At 53.4% G+C, this 26,101-nt stretch carries 27 protein-coding genes and 2 pseudogenes; 15 read left to right on the top strand and 14 right to left on the bottom strand.

Annotated elements, in window-relative coordinates; all coding sequences use genetic code 11:
- Window positions 1-2: 2 nt before the first annotated feature.
- The 4 genes and pseudogenes from ACERY3_RS05320 to ACERY3_RS05335 all read left to right on the top strand — a co-directional run bounded on the left by ACERY3_RS05320 (window position 3) and on the right by ACERY3_RS05335 (window position 4,648).
- Window positions 3-1,121, top strand: coding sequence for a baseplate J/gp47 family protein (locus ACERY3_RS05320; RefSeq protein WP_373225235.1), 1,119 nt, complete (start codon window positions 3-5; stop codon window positions 1,119-1,121).
- Window positions 1,121-1,783 (top strand): hypothetical protein, encoded by a 663-nt coding sequence (locus ACERY3_RS05325; protein WP_373225236.1) that lies wholly within the window; start codon window positions 1,121-1,123, stop codon window positions 1,781-1,783. The genes ACERY3_RS05320 and ACERY3_RS05325 overlap by 1 nt, the downstream gene beginning before the upstream one ends.
- 65 nt (window positions 1,784-1,848) lie before the next feature.
- On the top strand, window positions 1,849-4,221 hold the full coding sequence (locus tag ACERY3_RS05330; protein ID WP_373225237.1) for a pyocin knob domain-containing protein: 2,373 nt from the start codon (window positions 1,849-1,851) through the stop codon (window positions 4,219-4,221).
- A gap of 62 nt (window positions 4,222-4,283) precedes the next feature.
- Window positions 4,284-4,648 (top strand): annotated as a pseudogene (locus ACERY3_RS05335) (tail fiber assembly protein).
- A 105-nt stretch (window positions 4,649-4,753) separates the two neighbouring features.
- Here the strand turns inward: ACERY3_RS05335 and ACERY3_RS05340 are convergent.
- Window positions 4,754-5,143 carry a hypothetical protein gene (locus tag ACERY3_RS05340; RefSeq protein WP_335265246.1) on the bottom strand — a complete coding sequence of 130 codons (390 nt, stop codon included), beginning with the start codon at window positions 5,141-5,143 and terminating at the stop codon, window positions 4,754-4,756.
- 11 nt (window positions 5,144-5,154) lie between these two features.
- Entirely contained in the window at window positions 5,155-5,622 is a 468-nt protein-coding gene (locus ACERY3_RS05345) for a type II toxin-antitoxin system antitoxin SocA domain-containing protein (RefSeq protein WP_335265247.1), read from the bottom strand.
- Window positions 5,623-6,522: 900 nt separating this feature from the next.
- On the opposite strand from ACERY3_RS05345, the gene ACERY3_RS05350 reads away from it, so the two are divergent.
- Window positions 6,523-7,302: a DNA adenine methylase gene (locus ACERY3_RS05350; protein WP_373225239.1), complete on the top strand. Its 780-nt coding sequence runs from the start codon at window positions 6,523-6,525 to the stop codon at window positions 7,300-7,302.
- 15 nt (window positions 7,303-7,317) lie between these two features.
- Here ACERY3_RS05350 and ACERY3_RS05355 read toward each other — a convergent pair whose 3' ends face one another.
- From ACERY3_RS05355 to rluE, 6 genes are all read right to left on the bottom strand, one after another.
- Window positions 7,318-7,554: a hypothetical protein gene (locus tag ACERY3_RS05355; RefSeq protein ID WP_373225240.1), complete on the bottom strand. Its 237-nt coding sequence runs from the start codon at window positions 7,552-7,554 to the stop codon at window positions 7,318-7,320.
- Between the two features lie 387 nt (window positions 7,555-7,941).
- Window positions 7,942-9,312 (bottom strand): adenylosuccinate lyase, encoded by a 1,371-nt coding sequence (gene purB / locus ACERY3_RS05360; protein ID WP_008500757.1) that lies wholly within the window; start codon window positions 9,310-9,312, stop codon window positions 7,942-7,944.
- Window positions 9,313-9,331: 19 nt separating this feature from the next.
- On the bottom strand, window positions 9,332-9,961 hold the full coding sequence (hflD, locus tag ACERY3_RS05365; protein ID WP_023311236.1) for a high frequency lysogenization protein HflD: 630 nt from the start codon (window positions 9,959-9,961) through the stop codon (window positions 9,332-9,334).
- Window positions 9,962-9,987: 26 nt separating this feature from the next.
- Window positions 9,988-11,100, bottom strand: coding sequence for a tRNA 2-thiouridine(34) synthase MnmA (gene mnmA / locus ACERY3_RS05370; protein WP_032657963.1), 1,113 nt, complete (start codon window positions 11,098-11,100; stop codon window positions 9,988-9,990).
- A gap of 40 nt (window positions 11,101-11,140) precedes the next feature.
- Window positions 11,141-11,614 (bottom strand): NUDIX hydrolase, encoded by a 474-nt coding sequence (locus ACERY3_RS05375; RefSeq protein WP_058840814.1) that lies wholly within the window; start codon window positions 11,612-11,614, stop codon window positions 11,141-11,143.
- A 9-nt stretch (window positions 11,615-11,623) separates the two neighbouring features.
- Window positions 11,624-12,277: a 23S rRNA pseudouridine(2457) synthase RluE gene (gene rluE / locus ACERY3_RS05380; RefSeq protein WP_058840813.1), complete on the bottom strand. Its 654-nt coding sequence runs from the start codon at window positions 12,275-12,277 to the stop codon at window positions 11,624-11,626.
- Between the two features lie 117 nt (window positions 12,278-12,394).
- Between rluE and icd the strand changes: the two genes are divergently transcribed.
- The 3 genes from icd to ACERY3_RS05395 all read left to right on the top strand — a co-directional run bounded on the left by icd (window position 12,395) and on the right by ACERY3_RS05395 (window position 14,390).
- On the top strand, window positions 12,395-13,645 hold the full coding sequence (icd, locus tag ACERY3_RS05385; protein ID WP_032657958.1) for an NADP-dependent isocitrate dehydrogenase: 1,251 nt from the start codon (window positions 12,395-12,397) through the stop codon (window positions 13,643-13,645).
- Window positions 13,646-13,722: 77 nt separating this feature from the next.
- On the top strand, window positions 13,723-14,070 hold the full coding sequence (locus ACERY3_RS05390; protein WP_047061595.1) for a DUF1304 domain-containing protein: 348 nt from the start codon (window positions 13,723-13,725) through the stop codon (window positions 14,068-14,070).
- 74 nt (window positions 14,071-14,144) lie between these two features.
- Window positions 14,145-14,390, top strand: coding sequence for a DUF2543 family protein (locus tag ACERY3_RS05395; RefSeq protein ID WP_058840812.1), 246 nt, complete (start codon window positions 14,145-14,147; stop codon window positions 14,388-14,390).
- A 290-nt stretch (window positions 14,391-14,680) separates the two neighbouring features.
- Here the strand turns inward: ACERY3_RS05395 and ACERY3_RS05400 are convergent, their stop codons facing one another.
- A complete protein-coding gene (locus tag ACERY3_RS05400; protein ID WP_262770362.1) occupies window positions 14,681-16,180 on the bottom strand; it encodes a cyclic diguanylate phosphodiesterase in 1,500 nt (499 codons plus the stop codon).
- A 319-nt stretch (window positions 16,181-16,499) separates the two neighbouring features.
- On the opposite strand from ACERY3_RS05400, the pseudogene ACERY3_RS05405 reads away from it, so the two are divergent.
- The 3 genes and pseudogenes from ACERY3_RS05405 (at window position 16,500) to ACERY3_RS05415 (ending at window position 20,068) form a co-directional block, all read left to right on the top strand.
- Window positions 16,500-17,937, top strand: a pseudogene (locus ACERY3_RS05405) (EAL domain-containing protein).
- Window positions 17,938-18,050: 113 nt separating this feature from the next.
- Window positions 18,051-19,535 carry a diguanylate cyclase gene (locus tag ACERY3_RS05410; RefSeq protein ID WP_373225241.1) on the top strand — a complete coding sequence of 495 codons (1,485 nt, stop codon included), beginning with the start codon at window positions 18,051-18,053 and terminating at the stop codon, window positions 19,533-19,535.
- Between the two features lie 284 nt (window positions 19,536-19,819).
- A complete protein-coding gene (locus tag ACERY3_RS05415) occupies window positions 19,820-20,068 on the top strand; it encodes a GlsB/YeaQ/YmgE family stress response membrane protein (protein ID WP_006174788.1) in 249 nt (82 codons plus the stop codon).
- A 130-nt stretch (window positions 20,069-20,198) separates the two neighbouring features.
- Here ACERY3_RS05415 and ACERY3_RS05420 read toward each other — a convergent pair whose 3' ends face one another.
- Together ACERY3_RS05420 and ACERY3_RS05425 are read right to left on the bottom strand one after the other, a co-directional pair.
- Entirely contained in the window at window positions 20,199-20,297 is a 99-nt protein-coding gene (locus ACERY3_RS05420; RefSeq protein WP_029739841.1) for a YoaK family small membrane protein, read from the bottom strand.
- 45 nt (window positions 20,298-20,342) lie between these two features.
- Complete coding sequence (locus tag ACERY3_RS05425) at window positions 20,343-21,371, bottom strand: sensor domain-containing diguanylate cyclase (RefSeq protein WP_373225552.1); 1,029 nt, start codon at window positions 21,369-21,371, stop codon at window positions 20,343-20,345.
- A gap of 310 nt (window positions 21,372-21,681) precedes the next feature.
- On the opposite strand from ACERY3_RS05425, the gene ACERY3_RS05430 reads away from it, so the two are divergent.
- The gene (locus tag ACERY3_RS05430) at window positions 21,682-21,936 is read left to right on the top strand and encodes a DUF333 domain-containing protein (protein WP_039262011.1); all 255 of its coding nucleotides are present in this window, start codon (window positions 21,682-21,684) and stop codon (window positions 21,934-21,936) included.
- 80 nt (window positions 21,937-22,016) lie between these two features.
- On the top strand, window positions 22,017-22,322 hold the full coding sequence (locus ACERY3_RS05435) for a periplasmic protein (protein WP_039262013.1): 306 nt from the start codon (window positions 22,017-22,019) through the stop codon (window positions 22,320-22,322).
- On the opposite strand, the gene ACERY3_RS05440 is transcribed toward ACERY3_RS05435, so the two are convergent.
- The gene (locus ACERY3_RS05440; RefSeq protein ID WP_373225243.1) at window positions 22,323-22,667 is read right to left on the bottom strand and encodes a DUF488 domain-containing protein; all 345 of its coding nucleotides are present in this window, start codon (window positions 22,665-22,667) and stop codon (window positions 22,323-22,325) included.
- Window positions 22,668-22,768: 101 nt separating this feature from the next.
- Between ACERY3_RS05440 and ACERY3_RS05445 the strand changes: the two genes are divergently transcribed.
- Window positions 22,769-23,476, top strand: coding sequence for a CTP synthase (locus ACERY3_RS05445; RefSeq protein ID WP_048975694.1), 708 nt, complete (start codon window positions 22,769-22,771; stop codon window positions 23,474-23,476).
- A 32-nt stretch (window positions 23,477-23,508) separates the two neighbouring features.
- On the opposite strand, the gene ACERY3_RS05450 is transcribed toward ACERY3_RS05445, so the two are convergent.
- Window positions 23,509-24,696: a CynX/NimT family MFS transporter gene (locus tag ACERY3_RS05450; protein ID WP_337036832.1), complete on the bottom strand. Its 1,188-nt coding sequence runs from the start codon at window positions 24,694-24,696 to the stop codon at window positions 23,509-23,511.
- 99 nt (window positions 24,697-24,795) lie between these two features.
- Between ACERY3_RS05450 and ACERY3_RS05455 the strand changes: the two genes are divergently transcribed.
- The gene (locus ACERY3_RS05455; RefSeq protein WP_047061599.1) at window positions 24,796-25,587 is read left to right on the top strand and encodes a helix-turn-helix transcriptional regulator; all 792 of its coding nucleotides are present in this window, start codon (window positions 24,796-24,798) and stop codon (window positions 25,585-25,587) included.
- Here ACERY3_RS05455 and ACERY3_RS05460 read toward each other — a convergent pair.
- A complete protein-coding gene (locus ACERY3_RS05460) occupies window positions 25,571-26,017 on the bottom strand; it encodes a DUF441 domain-containing protein (protein ID WP_024908579.1) in 447 nt (148 codons plus the stop codon). The genes ACERY3_RS05455 and ACERY3_RS05460 overlap by 17 nt on opposite strands.
- Window positions 26,018-26,101: the final 84 nt, after the last annotated feature.

Below are 26,101 nucleotides of genomic sequence, written 5' to 3' on the forward strand. Positions count from 1 at the left end.
CTATGGATACAAAAGACTTTAATACGCTGGTCGCTGAGCAGGTGGCGGCCATTCAGGGGGGCAGCTCCAGTCTGCTGGATACCACTATTGGCAGTATTTTGCGTGCAGTGGTGGAAGCTTACAGTGCAGTGGCAATGTGGCTACAGAGCCTGGTTCTCAATTTGCTGGCGCTAACCCGGGCGGCAACGTCCTCCGGTGCAGATCTTGATTCGTGGGTCGGGGATTTCGGTGTGACACGTATCGGGGCGGAATATGCCGATGGTATGGTGCGCTTTGCCCGCTACACTGCCACCAGTCAGGCGGTGGTGCCGGTGGGCAGCATTGCCCAGACCCGCGACGGCTCGCAGCAGTACAGCGTACAGGCCGATGCAACGCAATCCACCTGGGATGCGTCCTTAAAGGGCTATGTGCTGCCACCGGGCATTACTTCCGTTCTGGTGCCGGTTCAGGCCCTGGTGGCCGGGGCGGATGGTAACGCCGTCGTCGGTGCCATTAATACCATTGGTAGTGCCATTCCGGGGATCGATACCGTCACCAACGAAACGGCGATTACCAGCGGCAGTGATGCAGAGACCGACCCGGAGTTGCGCGCCCGGTTTATTCAGTACATCGCCTCACTGTCCAAGGCCACCAAAGGGGCTATTGGTTACGCTGTATCTTCTTCGCGTGAAGGGCTGACGTATCAGCTCTTTGAGAACCAGAACTATGACGGCAGCGAACGGCTGGGCTTTTTCTTCGTGGTGGTGGATGACGGCTCAGGCCATCCCACAGAGGCGCTGATTTCCTCGCTGTACAACGCGATTGAGGCCGTGCGGGGTTTTACCATTGTCTTCGCTGTTTTTTCGCCCGTCGTGGTAACGGCGGATGTGGTCATGAGCGTGACGACAGCTCCGGGTTATGACCATGACGCGCTGGCGATTCAGGTTAAAGCCGCACTGGTGACACACATTAACGCGCTGGGACTCGGTAACCCTCTGGCATATACCAGCCTGTCAGCCGTGGCGTATGCCGTATCGCCGGCCATCATCAACGTGACGGGGATTTTTTTGAATGGTGGCAGCGACGACATCGCCGTTGATGGTCGCCAGACAATCAAGGCCGGAATGGTGCAGGTGACATAATGGCGGCAGGAGACAATAACGACCAGTTCAGGCGCCTGAAGCGTCTGATGCCGCAGTCATGGTTCGGCGATAATTCTGTGGTTATCGATGCCATCCTGCGGGGCTTCGCCAGCGTCAACGCGTCGCTGTACGCGCTTATTGCGTATGCCAGGCTGCAGACCCGTATTAATACGGCCACCGACGGCTGGCTGGATATGATTGCCAGCGATTTTTTCGGGAATAATTTACCGCGACAGCTCGGGCAGTCGGATGACTCATACCGTGCCTGGATAAAGGTGAACCTGTTCAGGGAGAAGGCAACACGCCGTGCCATTGTGCTGGTGGTCAGGGAGCTGACCGGACGCGACCCGCTGATTATCGAACCGGGTAATCCGGTAGATACCGGCGCTTACCGCTGCCCGAACTCAGGTTATGGCATGGCGGGCAGCTACGGTTCGCTGAATATGCCGTATGAGGCGTTTGTAACGGTTTACCGCAGTGTGGGCGATGGCGTGTCCGATATTGCCGGCTACGGTATCAGCACTGCAGGTTACAGCACCCCCTCCCGCGCGGTGTGGGTTTCCCGAAAAATGGCCGATGGCCAGTTGAGCGATGCGGACATATACGCCGCTATCGACAGTGTCAAAATGTGCGGAACCCGCGTCTGGGTCCGTATCCTGTAATACCCAAAATTCACATTTCTACACAAACGGCCCTCAGTGGCCGTTTTTTTTCATCCGGAGCAATAATGGACCGAAAAATAATCTACCCAGGCGCTATACCGCTGGAAAATGACCTGCTTGAAACAAACCGTTTTTCCATGGTGGGGCTCGCGAAACTGGCTGAAGCCATCATGGGTAAATCAACGTTTTTACACGGACTGGCGTGCCGGCCGACCAGCCCCGCCTCCATGGCGGTGACGGTAGGTGCCGGCGAAATCTACAGCCTGCAGAATGTGGATGATACGGCGTATTCCTCGCTGCCGGCAGACACCACCCACAGCATTCTCAAGCAAGGGCTCCTGGTTGATGCTATTACCCTGCCACTACAGGCACCTTCAACGAATGGTCTCAGCCAGAACTACCTGATTCAGATGGCATATGAAGAGAGCGACACGGAGAGCACGGTGCTGCCGTACTACAATGCCTCAAACCCCACACAGGCGTGGCATGGTCCGAATAACAGTGGTACCGCTCAGGGTACGGTGCGTTCCGGCAAATGCATTGTTAAGGCAAAAGCAGGTATTGCTGCGACCACCGGTACGCAGACCACGCCGGGGCCGGATTCGGGTTACATCGGCGCATTTGTGGTGATGGTCGCCGCGGGACAGACGGAACTGACCAGCGCAAATATCATAATGGTCCCCGGCGCACCGTTTCTTCCCGCTGGTGGGCTTATTGCAGGAATCCAGTCCTCTCAGATGACCTACGCACGGGACTACGGTACCGTAAATGCCTATGCGGCAGATTTCACGCCGCCGGTAACTTCTCTGACGGACGGCATGCGGCTTACCTTTCTGGCCTCAGGTGCCAATACCGGAGCGTCGACGTTCTCACCGAACGGGTTGCCAGCGGCTCCCGTGTACAGCAATACCAATACCGCGCTGACGGGCGGGGAAATTCTCGCCTCTGCACAAATTGAAGTGATCTGGAACAGCACACTTAGCGCCTGGGTGCTGGCGAACACTAACCTGTCCGCGTTGAGTAAGGGATTTGTGCGAACCGTCAACAGCCATGAACCCGACAACGGCAACGTGCAACTCGGCAGCGCTGCCGATGCCGATATCGTCACCTCCATGACCGATACGACAGCCGGGCGTGCGACCGTTCCCGGATGGATGGGGCTGGGCGGCTATGCCCTGCAAACCACTGACGCCGAGCTTCAGTCCCCGGACAGACTCCCCACGCGATTCTTTATCCAGGGAGGCGGCGATGCGGATAAGCGCTTCGGGCACTTTGGTTCCGGGGTGCATATTGAATACGGCACAAATGGTGATGGGGTGGAGTTTTCAGCAAATATGTTTGTCCGCGCTGACGGCAACATCATTGTTGAGTGGCTGCAGGTCAATGCTGATGGTTCGGTCAACCATCAAAAGCAGCAAATGCTTTACGGTCCACTGAATCCGCCGACCGCAGCTCAAACAGGGGCGCTCCCTCTTTTCAGTCAGGCACTAAGTGTCGACCTCAATACCCTGGGGGATATCAGCGCAGCAGGGGTCTATTATCAGCCTGCTGATGCTGGCGCGACAGCTGAACATAATTACCCGATAACGGATGCCGGCACTCTGCTGGTCACGCCGAGCGCATATGGCTGCCAGCAGGAATACACGACGTTCACGAGGCGGAAATTTATTCGCGGGCTTAGTGAGCAATGGAATGGCTCTGGCCCCTGGCAGGCCTGGGTTGAAATACTCAATGCCAATGGCGGTAACGTTGATCACCTTACTAATGCCAGCTATTACCATATAAACCCGGCAGCCTGGCCGGGTACGGGGGCATTTGCAAATCAATACGCTGACCCTACGGCACCGTTTATCATCCCTTATGGACGAATGACGCCTAAGGATGTTTCTCAGTTTTTACCCATCATCAAAGCTCTTTCTGCCACCGAAGAATATGGCTACGGGGCTGCGGTAAGCTTTGGCATCCTGCGCAGCGGAAATTCTGATTTTGGCTCTGCCATAATCCAGATTATCGGGGATAACGGTAATGGAGCCGTATTTGGCTTTAATGCTGACGGGACCTTCAACGCCCCAAATGCAATCATTGCGGGCGGTGGTGTGTACGACACGCCAGGCGTTCGAGTTTACTCTTCAAACAACCCGCCACCATCGACAATCATTGACGCCCTTGGCAGTGGCGGCGGTTGGTGGCAGGACTCATCCGGTTTGATTATGCAGATGGGGGTGGTTAACCGCGTCGGCCCATCCACAGGCGTAACGTTCCCGAGAGCCTTCCCGAACTACTGTATAGGGGTACTGCTCACGCTGGATTTATATGTTGGCTCGATTAAAGATTCCGCTTCCAATATCAGGGTGTTATCGCGCGACCAGAACGGTTTTACTTATGGCTCAGGTGGTGACCCGGAAGCCACATCATTCTGGGTTGCATTTGGCAAGTAAGGTGAAAAATGAAAGAACAATACTATTACAGCGCCGCCCGTCGCGGCTTTTACCCCGGCTCAATGAAAGAAGCCTACGAGAAAAGCGCTAACGGCTGGCCTGATGATGCCGTGGAAATCACCGAGGCAAAATATAACGCCCTGCTCAGCGGGCAGGAGAAAGGCAGGGAAATCACCCCGGACGCAAACGGCAGGCCGGTGCTGACCGACCCCGTTGTTGACCCGGTGGTAGTAGCTGAGGGGACGCAGCGGCAATTGCTGGCAGAGGCCAGAGAAAAAATTGCCATTCTTCAGGATGCGGTTGATCTCGGTATGGCAACTGAAGACGAAAAGTTTCAGCTTATCGAATGGAAAAATACCGCGTACTGCTGACGCGTATTAAGCCGGAAGATGCGCCAGAGATTGAGTGGCCGGATAAGCCGGAGTAAGCAACAACGAGCGAATGCCAGCCATGAGCTGGCTTTTTTACACCCCAAAATGCAAAGTCCCGAACCGTTGTAAGCAGTCGGGGCTTTTAATGGCGACGCACTCCATCACTCCTTGTCTGACTTTCCCGCTGGAAAGAGCCCCCTAATTACACCCAGAAAGGCTGCAAAAACGTTCAGCGTCACAGCTGATGTAATCGCAATCAAAACACTGTCATCGAATAATGAACGCTGAAACCTGAATTGAAAGGCTGCGTCTATAGCCAAAAGCCAGCTCCAGCCATACAGGCTTTTGCGGGCGACCTTGTATGCCTTATCGCCGAACTTTACCCTAAGCGCCCGATCGGCCTGCCTGTCGAGAACATCCTCGTTAACTAGTGCAGGGTGTTTTTGGGATTTTGGCTCAGGATTTACAGGAGCTGAGTCGCCAGGAGACCAGTCGGGTATATCTCCGGCATTTGGCTTTCCCTTGCCAATGTCATCGAGCGAAGCTGACATTTTTAGTTGTCCTATTGGATGCAATCTTTCATCACCTCGTTAGAGATAACAGAGCCCTCTTTTTCAGTTACTGACCATGCAGTACCTGGCTGGTGAGTAAGATATGAAAGCTGGGTCGCACGAAGTGGGCCATATACGCTACAGATTTTATCAATCAGTTCATTGGTTTTTATGTCTGAGAGAGGAACAGTCGGAGTAACCACGCTCTGAATCCATCCGTTGCTTTCCAGATTGCTTATTAATGTACCGATGCTTCCGCACTTGTAATGCTTAACTTCATGATATAACGATGGGATTACAGGGCCATATGGCCACTTGGCGAAAAAGTCATCGACCAAAGGTTCATCGTAAATTTTTAGATGCCAGGATTGTGCGTAAAACATCAGTTTTTGCAGCTTCATGGGATCGAGATCGGGAAGTTGGCCTTTTAACGCACGTTCAATGAAGGCATTAGCAACAGCTATTGTTGGGTATGCCATGGAGGTCGTCCTTTCATCAAAATAAGTTGTCGGATAAAGCGCGGCTACGCATTCACCGGAAAAAAAACTGATACGTAAAAAATAGCAGGGTTAAGCCTATATTCCCAGAATGATAATATCATTCGATTCTGTAGTCACTAGTCTTGGATAGGATCTTAAACCTATTAATAAAAAAATACAGCACAATAAAATGCGTGTACGCAACTGGATGGAGTAATTGACTGATTGTGTGTGTTTTTAATTGTCAATAGTTCTGGTGTATCACATTGTTTGAGTAATGAATAAGCAAATGATAAACCAACCAATACAGAACTTGCGGTATCAGCTGTTATTGCGATCGAGAGCCCTGCGTATGGCGTGCCTCAACTAGTTGCGTTTGTGATGACAATGATTCAGGTTCTTGGGTCAAATTGCCAATTGACGGAAAATCTGCAGTAAAAAAATGGCAACGCAAAATCCTGCGGTTGCGTTGCCATGGATAGGAAGCATATCGCCTCTAAAGGGAAATGGCGCAGCATCAACTGCCCGTCAAATGCTGCGCCGTGTCCGGTAAACCGGCCTGGAAACCGGACATGGTGATACTCATAACGGGAGTGGCAGAAGTCAACAAATGGTGGTGGCGCTAACCAGAATGACGATAACGATGAACAACAGGAACCCGGAAAGCGCCACCATAGAGGGCGGCGGTGTAATTTTGGGGTAACCGATCAGCGCAAGATGAAAGGTAAAACCACACCGCCATTGATAATGATATCGCACAGCACCGCATCCATGCGGAATCCTACAAGCTGTGCTGTGTCTGGAAACCGATGAAAGAACCAGACGGATTCATCTTCAGAACGGATGCCCTGAATGTCAATAAAGGGCATAAATGCAGCATCAATAACGAAGGGGATCGCTTTGAAAAATCATTCTGCATTACCGGTAATACCCTGGGTTGGTGGTAAGCGTAAGCTGGCAAAAACCATTTTGCCATTGTTCCCTGAGCACACCTGCTACGTCGAGCCGTTCTGCGGCGGCGCAGCAATGTTCTTTATGAAAGAGCCATCGGATGTGGAGGTGCTGAACGATATCAACAGCGATATCGTCAACTTATACCGTGTTGTGCAGAATCACCCGGAAGAGTTTATAAGGCAGTTTAAATGGGCTTTAACCAGCCGGGAAATATTCACCTGGGCGAAAGTGACGCCACCGGAAACCCTGACCGATATTCAGCGTGCAGCCCGCTTTTTCTACCTTCAAAAACTGTCCTTCGGTGCCAGGGCTGACAGCCGGACGTTCGGAACCAGCGCCACCAGTCCTTCCCGCCTGAACCTGATGCGCCTGGAAGAAACGCTGTCTGATGCCTGGCTTCGCCTACAGCGCGTGACGATTGAACATCTGGACTGGCAGGAGTGCATACGCCGCTATGACCGCCCCGGCACGCTCTTTTACCTCGACCCGCCGTACTGGCAAACTCAGGGCTACGGCGTACCCTTCGGCATCGAGCAGTACCAGTTTATGGCTGAAATGGTAAGGGGAATTAAGGGGAAAGCTATTATTTCAGTGAACGACCACCCGGACATGCGGGCGGTTTTTGACGGTCTGGACATTCGCAGCACCAGTACCACTTACTCGGTTGGCGGTAATAACGGCCACAGGGCGGCAGAGCTGCTTATCTGTAACTTTACCCCGACCTGACCATGAGTGCCGGGGTTACAGCGCTGTGACCCCGGTTTGAGTCAGCATGTAGTGGCCCCAGTGTGTTTTCTTCACATATCCAGCCAGCTCCATCTGGGTAACGATAAACTCAGCGTTACCCACTTCAATACCAGCGTAGTCAGCCAAGTCGTGCAGCGGCCATGTGCTGCGAATACCGGCCCGAATCATGGAATCTCTGATGCAGCGGGCGGTATCGGTCATAGGGCGTGTTTTTGCGGTCTGGATGGTCATGTTGTGCTTCCCATAGCGTGTTTTCGTTGGGTCAGACACTAACTCTGGTTGCGGTACCTATCCAGCCCAAAAGCGAGTTGTGGAAATGATGAGTGTTACAAGGCGTGATGGTGAGAAGGGGGCTGGCAGAGGTGTGAATTTTGGGGGCAAATTTGGGGGCAATACTGCTCTGGGGGCATGATTTGGGGCGATAAAATGACCATTATTGTCCGATAATGTCCGCATTACAATTTCAGTAAACCACTGAATGATAAGTAACTTATTGTTTTAGTGTTGGTTGTGTTTTTCGCTGTGCAGTCTAACGCTGATTATGTTGTTGTGGGGATAAACATTGAGTAAACCGGGGAAAAGCATCCCCCTTTTCGGGCGAAAAGGGGGAGAGGGGCGTTACTTCAGCTCGTCGACCATGGTGATGGCGCGGCCAATGTAGTTCGCCGGGGTCATCGCCTTCAGGCGCGTTTTCTCTTCTTCCGGCAGCGCCAGACCGTCGATAAACTGCTTCATGCCTTCGGCGTCAACGCGTTTGCCGCGGGTCAGCTCTTTCAGCTTCTCGTACGGTTTTTCGATACCGTAACGGCGCATCACGGTCTGGATTGGCTCCGCCAGCACTTCCCAGTTGTGATCCAGCTCGTCCAGCAGACGGTCACGGTTCACTTCCAGCTTGCTCACGCCTTTCAGGGTGGACTGGTACGCGATCAGCGCGTAGCCAATGCCCACGCCCAGGTTACGCAGTACGGTGGAGTCGGTCAGGTCGCGCTGCCAGCGGGATACCGGCAGTTTGCTCGCCATATGCTGCAGCACGGCGTTCGCCAGGCCCAGGTTGCCTTCGGAGTTTTCGAAGTCGATTGGGTTCACTTTGTGCGGCATGGTGGAAGAGCCGATTTCACCGGCGATGGTTTTCTGCTTGAAGTGGTTCAGGGCGATGTAGCCCCACACGTCACGATCGAAGTCGATTAGGATGGTGTTGAAGCGGGCGATGCAGTCAAACAGTTCGGCGATATAGTCGTGCGGCTCAATCTGCGTGGTGTACGGGTTCCACTGAATGCCCAGAGAGGTCACGAACTCTTCGCTGAACTGGTGCCAGTCCACTTCCGGATAAGCGGCGATGTGGGCGTTATAGTTACCGACCGCGCCGTTGATTTTGCCGAGGATCTCAACCTGCTCCAGCTGACGGTACTGGCGCTCCATGCGGTACGCGACGTTCGCCATCTCTTTACCCATCGTGGATGGAGTGGCTGGCTGGCCGTGGGTACGGGAGAGCAGCGGAATGTCGCGGTATTCCACGGACAGCGCTTTTACCGCGTCGATGATTTTACGCCAGTAAGGCAGCACCACCTCTTTACGTGCGGTGGAAAGCATCAGCGCGTGAGAGAGGTTGTTGATGTCTTCAGAGGTACAGGCGAAGTGAATGAACTCAGACACGGCATGCAGCGCAGGGACGCTTTCCACTTTCTCTTTCAGGAAGTACTCAACCGCTTTCACGTCGTGGTTGGTGGTGCGTTCGATGGTTTTAATGCGCGCGGCGTCTTGTTCGCTAAACTCGGCAACGATTTTATCAAGGTAATCGTTTGCCTTTTCGTCAAAAGCAGGAACTTCCTTGATTGCTGCCTGGGCGGCCAGCTTTTGCAGCCAGCGTACTTCAACCTGAACACGGAACTTCAGCAAACCATATTCGCTGAAGATCCCGCGCAGCGCGCTGACTTTATCGCCGTAGCGTCCATCGACAGGGGATACGGCGGTCAGTGAGGATAATTCCATAATTCGCAACTCCGGGAGGTTAACAATGAGCAAGAATTTGTTTTGCCTGAGTGGTCAGGCGATTACGAGAAAACATTAACTGCAGGCGGCCACCGCCCACCTGGTGCCACAGCACGGCGGCGCGGATCCCTGCCAGCAGGGACGCGCGCACTTTTGCCTGTACCTGCGGACTTTGCAGCACGGCAGGGGATCCGGTGACCTGAATACGCGGCCCCAGCGGGCTGATGACGTCAACATAAATGCCGGCCATAGCGCTCAGCAGCGTTTCGGACTGCAGGTCAAAATGATCGAGCTGACGCTGCAGCCCGGCAATGCGATCGCCCAGCGTATTCATTGCGCCTTTTGCGGCGTTCAGCTTACGTTCCAGCACCATCAGGCTTAACGTGTAGCGGGTCAGCTCCGCGTTTAATCCCTGACGGCTGCTGGCGTTAAGCACGCCGAGCAGGGTTTCAAGACCGAGACGAAGATTAGTTTCACTGCCGCCGAACACGCCCAGGGTCGAGCCGGGGTTGAGATCGATAACGCTGTTCAGTGAAACGTGCAGGGCATCTGCGTCGCAATGACCCTGATGCGCCAGCTGTTGCACCAGACGGGCTGACTGGCAAATTCCCGCCAGCGCCAGGGTGATGTCATAGTAGTTCTTCGCCACACGGTCTCCTTTATGTGTGAATCGTATTAAACAGCAGGCAGCGGCAGGCGCTGTTCAATGATCCCGCCGCCCAGACAGATTTCGCCGCTGTAGAAGACAGCAGACTGACCCGGGGTGACGGCGGCGACCGGCTCGTCGAAACGCACGTCAATGCGATCGTCATCGAGCGCGGTAATGGTGCAAGGAATATCGGTCTGACGGTAGCGTGTTTTCACCGTGCAGCGCAGCGTGCCTTTCAGCGGCTCACGATCGACCCAGTGAAGCTGCTGCGCGATAAGGCCAACGGACATCAGACGCGGATGATCGTGACCCTGGGCAACAACCAGAATATTGTTTTCGACGTCTTTGTCGACAACATACCATGGATCTTCGCTACCTTCTTTGGTCCCGCCAATACCCAGGCCTTTACGCTGACCGAGCGTGTGGTACATCAGCCCCTGATGCTGGCCAATCTCTTCCCCGTCGACGGTGACAATTTTACCCGGCTGAGCAGGCAGGTAACGTCCGAGGAAATCGCGGAATTTGCGCTCGCCGATGAAGCAAATGCCGGTAGAGTCTTTTTTCTTCGCGGTGATCAGGTCCAGCTCTTCGGCGATTTTACGCACCTGCGGCTTTTCCAGCTCGCCGACCGGGAACAGGCTCTGGGCGATTTGCTCGTGGCTCAGCGTATAGAGGAAATAGCTTTGATCTTTGTTGCCGTCCAGACCGCGCAGCAGCTGGCTTTTGCCATTCACGTCTGCGCGACGCACGTAGTGACCGGTCGCGATGTAGTCAGCGCCCAGATCTTCCGCGGCGAATTCCAGGAAGGCCTTAAATTTGATCTCTTTGTTGCACAGAATATCCGGGTTCGGCGTGCGGCCCGCTTTGTACTCTTCCAGGAACAGTTCAAAAACGTTGTCCCAGTATTCTGCGGCAAAGTTAACGGTGTGCAGTTCAATGCCGAGCTTATCGCATACGGCCTGCGCGTCGGCGAGATCCGCAGCGGCGGTGCAGTATTCCTCGCCATCATCTTCCTCCCAGTTCTTCATGAACAGGCCCTCCACCTTATAGCCCTGTTGCTGTAACAGGTAGGCGGAAACGGAGGAATCGACACCGCCGGACATGCCGACGATCACTTTTTTCTGGCTGTTATCTGACATGGAATACTCACGACATTGAACTTCAAGGCGGCGTATTCTATCACGCCCCCCCACCATTGACACCCTCTGTAAACGGCCAGTTAAATGCGCCGATGACATCCAGCGGTAAGCGGCCAGCAGACTGCCAGCAGCGAATGCTTTCCGAAACCAGCGGCGAGCGCAGGTTTGGCGCGTTCAGGATCTCGTCGGCGGTGACCCAGAGACAGCGATCGATATCGTCATCCTGCGGCTCTGTGGCGCACGTTTCGCTAAGCTCAACGGAGAATAAAAAGCGCAGGAACGGGGTGTGATCCGGCGCGATCCACTGGTGCATACGGATGAAGTGCTGGGGCTCAGCGTGAATACCGGTCTCTTCCCACAGCTCGCGTTTTGCTGCCTGCAGCAGGGTTTCATTGGCTTCAAGGTGTCCGGCAGGCTGGTTCCACAGCGCTTTGCCGTTAATGCTCTCTTCAACAACAAGGAATTTACCCCTGGCGTGGACCACGCAGGCAACCGTGACATGAGGTTTAAACATAGTGACTCCTTAAGGGGTGACGTCGCGCCATTCGCCGTTTGCCAGCGTTTCCAGAGTGTAGCTGCCCATGGCGTAGCGAATCAGACGCAGGGTAGGGAAGCCGACGTGTGCGGTCATGCGCCGAACCTGGCGGTTGCGGCCTTCATAAAGGGTGATTTTGAGCCAGCTTGTCGGGATGGATTTGCGTTCGCGAATCGGCGGGTTGCGCGGCCACAGCCACTCCGGCTCATTCACGCGTTCAATACCTGCGGGCAGGGTTGGGCCGTCGTTCAACGTCACGCCGCTGCGTAGTGCTGCCAGCGTCGCGTCATCCGGCTCGCCTTCCACCTGGACGAAGTAAATTTTGCCGGTGCGTTTGCCCGGCTGCGTGAGCTTTGCCTGCAACGCGCCGTCGTTGGTTAAGACCAGAAGGCCTTCGCTGTCGCGGTCCAGGCGCCCGGCCGCGTAGACGCCCTGAACGGGGATGTAGTCCTTCAGCGTGCTGCGCCCGGCTTCATCGGTAAACTGCGGCAAAACATCGTAGGGTTTATTGAACAAAATAACCCGCTTCGGCTGGGTTTCCTGCGGTCTTCTGGCGGCTTGTCGCGAGCTGAATCGCTCAACCCAGTGTTTTGTAAAAGAAGTTTTCTTCATGGTATTTTCAGGCGTTATCAATTGCCGCATTATAGCCTAATAACGAAGACCTTTCATGGCGCAGGACAATCAGGTACTATCGAAGGGCTCATTACAATTTATTAACATAAGATCAGTAACAACCAGAAGCGCTCGAAGGAGAGGTTAATGGAAAGCAAAGTAGTTGTTCCGGCGGAAGGTAAAAAGATCACCCTGCAAAACGGCAAGATTAACGTTCCTCACAATCCGATTATCCCGTTCATCGAAGGTGACGGTATCGGTGTAGACGTTACCCCGGCGATGCTGAAAGTGGTTGATGCCGCTGTTGAGAAAGCCTACAAAGGCGAGCGTAAAATTTCCTGGATGGAAATTTACACCGGTGAGAAATCTACTCAAGTTTATGGCCAGGACGTCTGGCTGCCAGCAGAAACGCTGGACCTGATCCGCGACTACCGCGTTGCTATTAAAGGCCCACTGACGACGCCAGTTGGCGGCGGTATCCGTTCCCTGAACGTGGCACTGCGTCAGGAGCTGGACCTGTACGTGTGTCTGCGTCCGGTTCGTTACTATCAGGGCACCCCAAGCCCGGTTAAGCACCCTGAACTGACCGATATGGTTATCTTCCGCGAAAACTCAGAAGACATCTACGCGGGTATTGAATGGAAAGCGGACTCTGCTGATGCAGAAAAAGTGATTAAATTCCTGCGCGAAGAGATGGGCGTGAAGAAAATTCGCTTCCCTGAGCATTGCGGTATCGGCATCAAGCCATGCTCTGAAGACGGTACTAAACGTCTGGTGCGTGCGGCCATCGAATACGCGATCACCAACGACCGTGACTCTGTGACTCTGGTTCACAAAGGCAACATCATGAAGTTCACCGAAGGCGCGTTCAAAGACTGGGGTTACCAGTTGGCGAAAGAGGAGTTCGGCGGTGAGCTGATCGACGGTGGTCCATGGCAGAAGATCAAGAACCCGAACACAGGTAAAGAGATCATCATTAAAGATGTGATCGCCGATGCGTTCCTGCAGCAGATCCTGCTGCGTCCTGCAGAATACGACGTGATTGCCTGTATGAACCTGAACGGTGACTACATCTCTGACGCCCTGGCTGCTCAGGTTGGCGGTATCGGTATCGCCCCTGGCGCGAACATCGGTGACGAGTGCGCCCTGTTCGAAGCGACCCACGGTACTGCACCTAAATATGCAGGCCAGGACAAAGTGAACCCAGGCTCTATCATCCTGTCCGCAGAGATGATGCTGCGTCATATGGAATGGTTCGAAGCCGCAGACCTGATCGTTAAAGGTATGGAAGGCGCGATCAACGCGAAAACCGTAACTTACGATTTCGAACGTCTGATGGAAGGCGCTAAGCTGCTGAAATGCTCAGAGTTTGGCGACGCGATTATCGCGAATATGTAATCCAGATTCTGGGTTAAACAAGAGCGGGGGCCTGAGGGTTCCCGTTTTTTTTGCCTCTGCCTGCGGGAGACAACACGATGTTAGCCACCGTCCTTATCGCTGTCGTTGCATTCATCCATCTTTACATTCTTGTGCTGGAAATGTTCCTGTGGAATACCAAAACAGGGCATAAGGCCTTTAATCTGCGTCCTGATTTTGCGCGCGAGACCCGCGTGCTGGCCGCGAATCAGGGGCTGTATAACGGTTTTCTGGCGGCCGGTCTGCTCTGGAGCCTCTGGCTCGGGGAAAAGGGGATTCAGGTGGCCATCTTCTTCCTGGCCTGCGTGCTGATCGCCGGACTCTTTGGCGCAGCCACCGCCAGCCGAAAAATTTTGTATGTACAGGCCGCGCCCGCTCTCGCAGCGCTGCTTGCGTTACTCATCTGAAGCAATGCTTTGGTTGAGATAGGGCGTCCGATATACTGATGGCTTTACCCTTACAGGTTAGCGACGAGACTGTTATGAACAACGATATCCCACTGAAATATTATGACATTGCCGATGAGTACGCGACGGAAGCCGCTGAGCAGGTCGCTGAGTCAGAGCGCGACGCGCTGGCACATTATTTCCAGCTGCTGCTCACCCGTTTATCGAATAATGAGGAGATTAGCGAGGAAGCCCAGCAGGATATGGCCACTGAGGCCGGGATCCGTGCGGGTCGCGTTGATGATATTGCGAACTTCCTCAATCAGTGGGGAAATGAATAGTCTGCTTCAAAAACCGTTATGCTGATGCTTTGCGATACAGCTCAGCATCACGCTATCGGACCACATGCATTTTTTCCGCAGAATATGCGAAGCGGGGGCGTCGATAAACAGCGCGAAAATAACGGTTAGACAAAAGAGTACCACTGGGAATAGTAAGGATAATTTCACGTTTTTAACCAAAATATGAGTGTGCTTCAGGGTAATCTACCGGCTGAATGTGACGACTATATGTTTTTGCGTAAAAAATAGAAATGCCCGACTGGAAAAAAACGGATGCGCAAGGCTTCGGGTTACGGTGCGACCCCGGTGAGTCGCTTCGCCAGCTCGCTTCGGGTGAGCGCTTTTGAAAAATACCATCCCTGAATCAGCGCATCAGGATATCTGCTTGCAATAAACCGATATTGAATTTCATTTTCCACGCCCTCGAAAACAAGCGTTTTATTCAATCTTGCAAGGGCATCGCTGAAGATTACAAAGATGTTTTGCTTATAATGCTCGCTGATGCCGTCCACCAGCGACTTATCGATTTTGATTTCATCATATTCAAGCAGCGAAAGGCGGGCGAGGTTCGAGTTCTGCACGCCAAAATCGTCTATTGATATTTTAACGCCGAGCGATTTCAGCTCCTGACAGAATCCTTCGAGGATATCTGCCGTGGAAACGGCTTTCTCAGAGAGTTCGACCTTCATCAGGGAAAGGGGAAGGTGATTGGCAAAACACGCACGGCGCAAAATGGTAATGAACTGTCCATCTTCAATTTCCTTGTGCCCAACGTTTATTGAGACTATCAGCTGGTGTTTTATCGCCAGTGGGGCAATTTCGGAAAGGGATTTTTCGATAATATTACTGTAATATTTTTTATACAGACCGATCTTCTTAATTAATGGGATAAACAGCTCCGGAGAGACGTCCCCGTGTTTTTGGTCGCGCCATCTCGACAGAACTTCTACACCCACGATTTTTTGATCGTGAATGCGAATAATGGGCTGATAGTTAACGCTGATGGTATTCGTGAGGACGGCTTTTATCAGCGTACGTTCCAGAGAAAAACGGTCTTCATAGATACGGAAGATAAATAGCGTTATCGCAATCCAGATAAAACAGAGAATGACCGCGAGAAGCGCAAAGATAAACGGAGGTAACGAGGCCAGCCCGGCGTCGTGATGCTTCACGATGACGCACAGGTCCCAGAATGCGCTGCACTGTGTCAGGGTCAGGGTAAACAACGTCGAATGCAGCCAGCTCTGCTGATTTAGCTCCGTGGCGGCCGAAAAAAAGACTCTGCCGAAGTCTTTGGTGGTAGCACTGAGCGAATAGCTTGCGGTAACCGGGGTGAATTTATCGTAAGCATAGCGGGAGGTGAAGATAATAATATTATTATAAATTGCCGCATTGCCCGTGAAAAAGTCTTTTCTCGAAAACTGGGCCAGGAGAAAGCCCCTCGGCGTTTTATGCAGTTCTGCAGGAAGTGCAACGGGCGTCGCGAGTTTCCCCCAAAAAGCGGTACAGACTATTTTTCCCTTCTCAATAAAGCCGATATCGGCAAAATAAAGATTATTAAGCTTAATTTGTCTGTAGCGATCGAGGCTGGTTTTATCGCATCCCTGCGTCGTGATGCTTTTGAGACCCAGCGCCACGCTTTGGGACACGTCTTCTGAATAATGTAAAAGGGTACGGGATATTTCACGCTGTTTGCTCTTCTGCTGACCAATGATTACAGCATTGACCGCATAAAGAGACAGGAAGACCAGAAGCGATGAAACAATAGCAACGGCAATGAGCTTTTTCATTTTCCAGTTATCCAGTCCGCTCCCTGATTTCACAAATCTTAACACAGCCAGGGCAAGGAACAAGCCTGATAGTCACGTCATGTGAGTAAATGCCGGCAGATGAACTCATACGAAAGTATCAGTTTTTTAAGACAATTCTCAGCTAAGCTATTTTCATTGTTATAAGCAATACCGGGTTAGCACAGGCTCTTCAACCAGAACATCCATGCTTGATTTTTCTATTAAGGAAAACATCGTGCGCAACGTGATGATCCCTATTCTTAGCGCTCTGTTTCTTTTTCTGAGCGGCATTTTGATTATTAACTGGCAGCTATGGCAGATGGCGAAGCTGAGTAATAGTCATACCGCCACGACCAGCACCCAAAAAATAGAAAACATTCTGGCTGAAGCCGTCAGTGCGGCCAGCACGGCAAAGCGCGTTGCGGCTCAAGGGTGTACCAGTAGCGGACAGCTGGCGCTGGGGACAGAGGCAGCGCTAAAACCGCATCTGCGCGCCATCATGATCGAGCTGCAGGGTAAAATCATCTGTACTTCCCTTCCCGGGAATGGCGTGTTGATTATTCATCCTGAGACGTTACCTGCCGAAAAATTGATGCTGTTACCCGGCAATCGACTGGTGAACGGCATTCCGGTGCTTATCTTCCAGATGCCCATCGCGGGAGGGCGCGTCATCGTCAGCATCAGTGACGCGCATTTGCAGGACGCCATTGCAAGCGCATCGAACAGCGTGGATCTGGCGCTGGTTGTCGGCGAAAGCATGCTTGTTCGCAACGGCGATGTGAGGGGCTGGAAAGCGGCCTCCTGGACGGGGTCACTTAGGGCATCAACGCAATTTCCCTTTAGCCTGGCCTGGCAACCTCCTGCCTTTTTCAGCCTGACGCGGCTTTTGCAACAGGGATGGAGCCTGATACTGCTTATTCTCGCGCTATCGGTGGCGGTAGGCATTTTGATCCGTCGATACAAAGGGAAAAGCACCTCATTTGAAGACGATTTGCGTAAAGCGATTTTGCAGGGGGAGATCGAGCCTTATTACCAGCCGATCGTGAACGGCGATACTGGCGGGCTGTACGGCGTTGAGGTCCTGGCAAGATGGAAGCATCCAAAAGTCAGGGTTTATCCCGCCGGATGTCTTTATTCCAATTGCCGAACGTAGCGGGTTGATTATACCGCTGACTAAAGGATTGATGGCGAAAGTGGTGACCCAGCTTAAGCCGCTTTTGCCTAAGCTACCGGACGGGTTTCATATCGGGGTGAACATCAGCGCCAGGCATATTAATGCGCCTTCATTTATCGGTGACTGCCGCGTCTTCGGGAAGGGGTTTCAGGGTAAAGAGGTCAAACTGGTTCTCGAGGTGACCGAGCGTGAACCGCTGGTCGATAATCCTCACCTTGTGGAAAACCTCAACATGCTGCATAACGCCGGCTTTGTTATTGCCCTGGATGATTTTGGTACGGGTTATTCCGGGCTGTCATGCCTTAATGCGCTGGCCATTGATTATATTAAAATTGATAAAAGCTTTGTGAACCGGGTTTCAGAGGAAAAGGACTCAACGATCCTGCTGGACTGCGTCATTGACCTGGCGAAAAAACTCTCTTTGCGCATTGTCGCTGAAGGTGTAGAAACAAAAGAGCAACTGGAGTATCTCAACCGTAATGAGATAACCCTGTTACAGGGATATTATTTTGGTAAACCCGTCTCCTATATCGATTTTATTAAAGTTATTTTATCTAAACCCCGGGAGACCGTTAGTTTGTAAAACGAAATAAAGACGAGCTTCTGTTGTATGCTTAAGTGCAATTCATTTTCCTCTTATCCCCAGCTTTGTTACAGTGACAAGAGTTGTCAGCCAGGGATGTCAGGCGTGATAAGGTGGAAAAGCTCGTGCATGTGAAAAATACTTTTTACACAACAACCATTACCGTCATCATTGTCTCATTGATCATCTCGCTGTCGCTTGCCGTCCAAATTGCCACGTCCAGACAGCAGTCAATTCAGCAAATTAATACCAGCGTTGCTAACCTGAGCCATACCCTTGATGTCTACACCGAGGGGATCATGCGCCAAAGCGAAATGTTAATTACTACCGTTTCCGACATAATCGAAATTTATGGCATGACGCCGCAACAGGCGACCAATATTCAGCGGATGATAAATAATCAGGATAATCTTCTTACCCAGATTAATAATGTGGTTGTTTACGACGCTCAGGGCGATATCTTTACCGCGCTGCATGAAACTTTTACAGGCCCACGCAAAGGATCGGACAGGTCATTTTTTATCTATCACAAGGAAAATAAAAATCAGCAGATTTTTATTGGTGAGCCCGTGGTAAGCAGAACCAATGGCAAATGGGTCATTACCATTAGTCGTCGCCTTGAAACCCACACCGGGGCATTTAACGGTGTCGTGGTGGTGACGCTGGGTATTGAGAATTTTCTCGCGCTTTACGGGCAGATTAATATTGGTCATCTGGGCGTCATTGGCTTAACGACACAATCCGGTGTGCTGCTGGTCCGTCACCCCTTTAAAAATACCTACGTCGGCACGATTTTTTCTGATTCACCCCTCTTCAGGAAATACCTAAAGGTACAAAATACCGGGATAGCCAGTTCCGTTTCGCGGTTTGATAAAATCGAACGCATTTACGCCTATGAGAAAAACCGACGCTACGGGCTGGTGACCACCGTGGCCGTCAGCATTGATGAAGCCCTCGCACCGTGGCGCAAGCAGGCTATTCAGCTGGCGCTGCTCATTTTCGTTTTCACTGCGATACTTATCGTCGCGTCATACTTCCTGTATTCCGACTTATCCAGAAAAACCAGAGATAATAAGGCGCTGAAGATTATCGCTTCTGAGGATGCGTTGACCGGGCTGTATAACCGTCGCATTTTTGATGAAAGAATCCTCTCGGAAATCGCGACGTGTGCAGCGCATGACGCAGCAATTTCGATACTGATTGTGGACGTGGACTACTTCAAAAAATACAACGATAACTACGGCCATCCGGAAGGGGACCGGTGTCTGACGCTGCTGGGAAACAGTCTCCGGGAGAGCCTTACCCGTGATAATCAGATTGTGGCGCGCTATGGCGGAGAGGAGTTTGCGCTGATATTACCTGATACGGATATCCAGGAGGCGCTTCGACTGGCGCAAACGATCATTCGCAACGTGTTTTCCCTGCAAATCGCGCATGCTTTTAGCCCCTTCGGACGGGTGACGGTAAGCGTCGGGATTTCCACCGCGCGTGCGGTCGACATCGCGGGCAGCCAGCAGAACATCATTATTGCCGCTGACCAGGCGCTCTACCAGGCAAAACGCGCAGGACGTAACCGGTACGCGTTTGTTGGGGTATGAACAGAAAAAAAGCCCACTCAGGAGTGGGCAAAAAATACTGGAAGCAATGTGAGCAATGTCGTACTGAATACCTGAGTGTTACGCTCAACTATTCAGTGTTGAGAAAGATAATCTTTCTCAACAGAAGATGCAACCCCACAGTTTATGCGGCAGGCTCTTTTTGTTGATGAATAATTGCGCACTCTCTCATTGTGATGCCTATCACAAATTTCCTTTCTGAAATCCTGTGCTATTCTTTTTTGTGTCGTTGATTTAATGACAAAAACCATACAGAGAGGAAAGTTATGGGAATTTTATCCTGGATTATCTTTGGGCTTATTGCGGGTATTCTGGCGAAGTGGATCATGCCGGGCAAAGATGGCGGTGGGTTTATCGTCACCGTAATACTGGGTATTATCGGCGCGGTAGTCGGCGGCTGGATCAGTACGCTGTTCGGTTTTGGCAAAGTCGATGGCTTTAACTTCGGCAGTTTCGCTGTCGCGGTGATTGGTGCGCTGGTTGTTCTGTTTATCTATAGAAAAATCAAAAGCTAAGGCTTACAAGCGTTAAAAAAGGCTGCCAGATGGCGGCCTTTTTACGTAGTGGCGTTTACCACCAGCCAAGCTGCGTGCCGGCAAATGCCGCGATGGCAACGATCAGCATAACGAGGGTCGTTTTTCTCATTTATGCCCCAGGCGCCGCGTAACCACCGACAAAAAACCATGCTAAAAAAATCACCGCCGTTATAAAAATAACGACCGGGAAGAGGATCCCTATTCTCATATCATCACCTGTTTCGGTTTTTGTAACGCCGTAGAGTGTACGGGGTTAATCCATAGTGAGAAAGCGTGTTTTGCTTTTTCCTTTCTTATCCTGATACATCGCGACATCTGCGTCGCGTAATGCGCTGTCCGGATCGGTTATCTTAGGGTCCACTTCGATAACGCCGACGCTGGCTCCGGGGTAAATGAGGTTGACGCTACCCAGCCAGTATTCACCGGCAATAGAGGCGCTGAGGCGCGTTTTGAGCAGCGTGACCTGCGCGTTATCTCCTTCGCTGTGGGATGTGCTCAACGACGCCACCAGAAACTCATCGCCGCCCAGCCTGCCAATGATATCGTCCTGCTGTTTTTCTTCCGTCAGACGCTTGCCCACTTCAATCAGGAACTGGTCGCCAGCCTCGTGGCCGTAGCGATCGTTAATCAGCTTGAAATCATCCAGATCGATGAACGCGATGACGGTGTTACGTTTAAGGTGCCGCGCCAGGGAAAACAGCGTGGTCAGATCTTCAAAAATGGCGCGACGGTTGGGTAAACCGGTAAGGGCATCCGTGTAAGAGTGCGCGATGAGGGCCGCATTGGCTTCGCGAAGCTGGGTTACCAGCGACTCTTTCTGAATGGACTGGGCAATCAGCCCGGCGAATAACTTCAGAACCTGTTCACCGCGCTCGCTAAGCGGCTTTCTGGCGGTGCTGGTGGCACAAAGCGTTCCGTAGAGTGAACCATCCGCAAGATGGACAGGAATACTCATGTAGGTCGTAATGCCGAGCGCTTTCGCCGCCTCGCACTCCGGCCAGCGTTCGGGAACGTCGTTGCTGAATACGGTGTCGCTATCCAGCGCGCGCTTGCACAGTGTTTCATCCCATGGGACGCTCAGCCCCTCAGGAATTGTCATCTGCTTGCTGTTGCGGGCGTAGAGGATATGCTGCAGTCGGGCTTCGATATCTACCTTGGTGAGGTAAGTCGACTCCATGTCAGTCACAATCTCCAGCATCTCCAGCAGCTGGCGAACGAGACCTTCAAGGGATTGTTCAGTGGCGAGGGTTTCTGAAACACGGGCAAGGATAATGTCCGACATGACGTAGAATGACTCCCAGGCAGAAGACGTCTGCATCTGCATGTTATGCTGAGTTTTTAGACTTCAGGCATAGTAAAACATGAATATAAAAAATTTAATATATGCAGGGAGGGGGCAGCAGCAGAGAAAAAAAGGCCCCGTTGTTGAGACCGGGGCAAAGACATCTTGATTACGGAATGATGTTCTCTGGTCATATCGAGAACATGCCACACTATAGTGTTGAAAAGTGCAGTTAAAATGGAGAAATCATGGAGAAAGGGGCGATGACCCGTTACCCTTAGACTGTCATGATGTCACAAGGATCAATGAGATGAGATTTCTGCTTCTGGCGCTGGCGCTTCCCCTGGCTGCCTGCACCGCGAAAACAACCCCACCCGATGCCCCGAAACCACCGCACGCTATCGGTATGGCGAACCCGGCCTCCGTGTACTGCCTGGAGAAAGGCGGGGAACAGATCCCGGTTCAAAGCCCGCAGGGCGTACGCACGGAGTGCAAACTACCGGGGGGCGAAGTGATTGATGAATGGACGCTCTACCGTCGCGATCGTCCGCAACCCGCCAGGTGACAGACGTATATTGCCTGCGATACACTTCTCTTTAGGATTATTCTTAGCCAGTTCCTGGCTACCGTTACCGTGAGAGAAGTATGTTTCAGCTTAAACCGGGCAGCATGGCGATGATCATCGGTGCCCGCACGGCGTCAGGCCGTCGCAATATTGGTAAATCTGTTGAGCTGTTTGGCCTGTGTCAGCCCGGCCTGCGTTTCGTTAACCCGGTCAACGGCGTGATGACGCAATTACCCGCTACCGCCGATCGCGCCCTTTGGCTGGTGACTGGCGATGTTTACGCCTTTGACAATCAGCACGGCTTTGCCTTTGTCCGCGCCGAACATCTGATGCCGCTCACTCCCGATGAAGCGCCGCAAATCCTCGATGAGCTGGCGATCGGCTGATCAGAGATGGCGTAGCCAGTCGGCTAATACCTGGGCGTGATTTTGCTTCGTGTCTTTGGCAGCAAAGAGCAGGGTGACGGTCTGCCTGTTCGCCAGCGTCGCCAGACGCATTCCCTCGTCAGCATGCTGCGCCAGCTCTTCCCGATAGGCTTTGCTGAAGGCGGCGAAATCAATGGTTTCGCTATGAAAGGCCTTGCGTAATTCATTCGAAGGCGTGAGCGCTTTGCACCATTCATCATAGGCGAGGTCCGTTTTTTTAACCCCGCGCGGCCACAGCTTGTCCACCAGTACCCGATAGCCGTCGTCCGGACCAGCCTGCTCGTATACGCGTTTGCATTGAATCATAATTCCACCCTCCCAATTTAAGGTATTGTGATAATTGCAGAAGATCGGTAGTCTGAGGTTCCTTATGTTATCTGATAATACTCTGGCATAAGGAACCTTTCATGGAACACCTCCCGGTTAAAACGACGCTGCGCATTGCGCTGGTTGGCGATTACAATCCCAGTGTTATTGCGCATCAGGCGATCCCGCTGGCGATTGACGACGCCGCCGCAGTCCTTGACCTCACCGCCGATTACGACTGGCTTGCCACCACGGAGCTGACAAGCCCTGAAGATCTGGTGGGCTACGATGCCATCTGGCTGGTGCCTGCCAGCCCCTATAAAAACACCGAGGCGGCCTTTATCGCCGCGCGCTACGCGCGTGAAAACGGCGTACCGTTCCTGGGCACCTGCGGCGGATTCCAGCACGCGCTGATTGAGTATGCCCGCAATGTGTTGGGCTGGGCCGATGCGGCACATGCCGAGACGGATACCGAAGGCACCATGGTGATTGCGCCGCTGACCTGCTCGCTGGTGGAAAAAACCGATGCGATTGAGCTGCGCAAAAATACGCTGATCGCGAAAGCCTACGGCAAGCCGGAAATAGAAGAGGGTTATCACTGTAACTATGGCGTGTCGCCGGCGTTTTCCCAGGCGCTGGAAAGCGGTGATATGCATGTTACGGGCTGGGACGAACAGGGGGAAATTCGCGCCGCAGAGCTGGTTACGCACCCGTTCTTCGTGATCACCTTATTCCAGCATGAGCGTGCCGCGCTGGAAGGCCGTCCGGTCGTGCTGGTGCAGGCGATGCTGCGCGCGGCTCGCGGGTAGGAAAAGGCAGACCCGATGGTCTGCCAGAGTCTTTAACGGGGCGCGATCTCGCGGTCTCGCCCGGCAAGCACGCCGCAGAGCGCCATTATCACGGCGGCCAGAGCGCAGCCCAGAAGCGGGATTTGCCAATTTCCCGCGCTATCGTGAATTTTCCCCATCAGCGGAGGGCCGCAGGCGGCGAGCAGATAGCCAATCGACTGCGCCATGCCGGACAGCGCCGCAGCCTGGTGCGCGGAGCTGGCGCGCAGACCGATGAACGTCAGGCCGAGGATCATCGTTGCTCCAGAGCCAAAGCCAAACACCAGCGTCCACATCACCGCCATGTCAGGCATAAACCATAGCCCCGCCGCGCTTACCGCGCACATCAGCGCCACCGCGCCGGCGATCCCCCGCTGGTCTTTCAGACGGTGGAGGATCAGCGGAACGGCAAGCCCCGGCACGGCCGTGGCCAGCTGCAACAGTCCGTGCACCGAGCCGGCCTGCGCTTCGCTGTAGCCGTGGCTGAGCAATATCGCCGGCAGCCAGCCGATGATGACGTAGTAAATCAGCGAGTTAATCCCCAAAAAGAGCGTGACCTGCCAGGCGAGGGCCGAGCGCCAGATGGCGCGATTATGCAGCGCGCCAGCGCCCGTTACCGTCGCAACGTGTTTCTGACGCCACTGCGGCAGCCAGAGCAGCAGCGCGACCAGCGGAAACGCCATTAGCATCAGCAGCGCGCCATGCCAGCCTGCGCTACCCTGCGCCAGGGGAACAATCATCGCTGAGCCAAGCGCCGCCGAGACGCCCATCGTCAGGGAATAGGCCCCGGTGAGTCGGGCTACCTGACCCGGGAAGTCACGCTTAATTAATCCGGGTAACAGCACGTTCCCGAGCGCAATTCCGCAGCCGATGACCGCGGTTCCGATGAAAAGCAGCGCGGCGGAAGGCAGCGAGCGAAGTGCAATTCCGGCGCAAATCAGCAGCAGGGCGCCAAACAGGCTGCGCTCCATGCCAATACGTCGGGCAACGCCTGCGGCGAGCGGCGAGACAAGGGCGAAAGCCAGCAGGGGCAGGGTAGTCAGCAGACCGGTTTGCGCCGTGCTTAAGCCATAATCAAGACGAATAGTGTCGAGCAGCGGAGCTGCGCCGGTAAAGGTGACGCGAAGCGTAGTGGCAATCATCAGGATGCCTGCAATCAACAGCGCGCCGTGTTTTCCTGAGGTGCGAATAGCAGTAGTCATTATGTTCTCATACGTTCAAGCGAGCGCACACAATACCGATTTTCGCGGCGGTTTAAATCAGGCTAAAATGACAGTTTATCGCTAAAATCGGACAAACTGATGATTGGTCTGGGACTGGACGGCTATGATCCCGATAGCCAGCACGACGCGGCCGTCGCATTTCGCATCCGCGTGGTGGCGGAGGAACAGTATATTCCCCGGCATCATCACCGTAAGGGGCAGCTGATTCTGGCCCTCGGCGGCGCGATCACCTGCGAAGTGGAAAATGCCATGCTGATGGTTCCGCCCCAGTACGCCGTCTGGATCCCCGGCCAGATGCCGCACAGCAACAGGGCCACCCCGGGCGCGCAGCTCTGCTTTTTGTTCATTGAACCGGGGGCGGCAAGCTTGCCCGACCGCTGCTGCACCCTGAAAATCTCCCCTCTGGTGCGGGAGCTGATTTTATCCCTGGCGGAAAAATCGCGTGAACAACTCTCTCTTGCGGCCACGTCGCGCCTGGTAGACGTTCTGTTTGACGAGCTGCCGCTCCAGCGTCAGGAGCATCTGCAGCTGCCCGTCTCGCCCCATCCTAAAATTCGGCTGATGAGCGAGAAAATGGCGGAAGAGCCCGCCGCCTGGCAGACGCTGACGCAGTGGGCGAGCCACTTTGCCATGAGCGAACGCAACCTGGCGCGGCTGGTAGTGAAAGAGACCGGTTTAAGCTTTCGCCGCTGGCGTCACCAGCTGCAGCTGATCGTGGCGTTACAGCATTTGATCGGTGGGAAATCGGTACAGCAGGTGGCACAGACACTCGGCTACGACTCTACCACCGCGTTTATCACCATGTTCAGAAAGGGACTGGGCCAGACGCCGGCGCGTTATATGGCCAGCCTGACTACGACTTCCCGATAAACAGAGAGACAAGGCCAGCCGCAATCAGCGGCCCCACAGGAACTCCGCGAAAGAGCGCCACGCCCAGCACGGTGCCCACCAGCAGACCCGCCACCAGCGAGGGCTGGCTGCTCATCAGCGTAACGCCGCGCCCGCCCAGCCACGAAACAAAAATCCCCACCGCGATCGCCACCAGCGATTTCCAGTTTACAAACGAGTGCAGCAGGGTTGAGGCGGGAAGCGTGCCGCTGGCGATGGGCGCCATTACCCCGATGGTTAAAATGATGATCCCGATGGTGAGGCCTTGTTTTTCTATCCACGGGAAGAAGGTATTTAACGGGGTCACGCGAACAATAATCAGCACCAGAATCGAGATGGCGACGGTGGTGTTATGGCTGACAAAGCCGAGCGCGGCGAGTGCCAGAAGAATGAGCAGAGTAGGGTCAAACATAGGGAATCCTTGCCAAAATAATCAACTTGCTTACTGTACGCGCAAACGCGTCGGAGGACAGTTTTAAAAAGATTATATTGCTGT

It is taken from the genome of Enterobacter cloacae complex sp. ESBL7 (assembly GCF_041679625.1).
Classification (GTDB): Bacteria; Pseudomonadota; Gammaproteobacteria; order Enterobacterales; family Enterobacteriaceae; genus Enterobacter; species Enterobacter asburiae_B.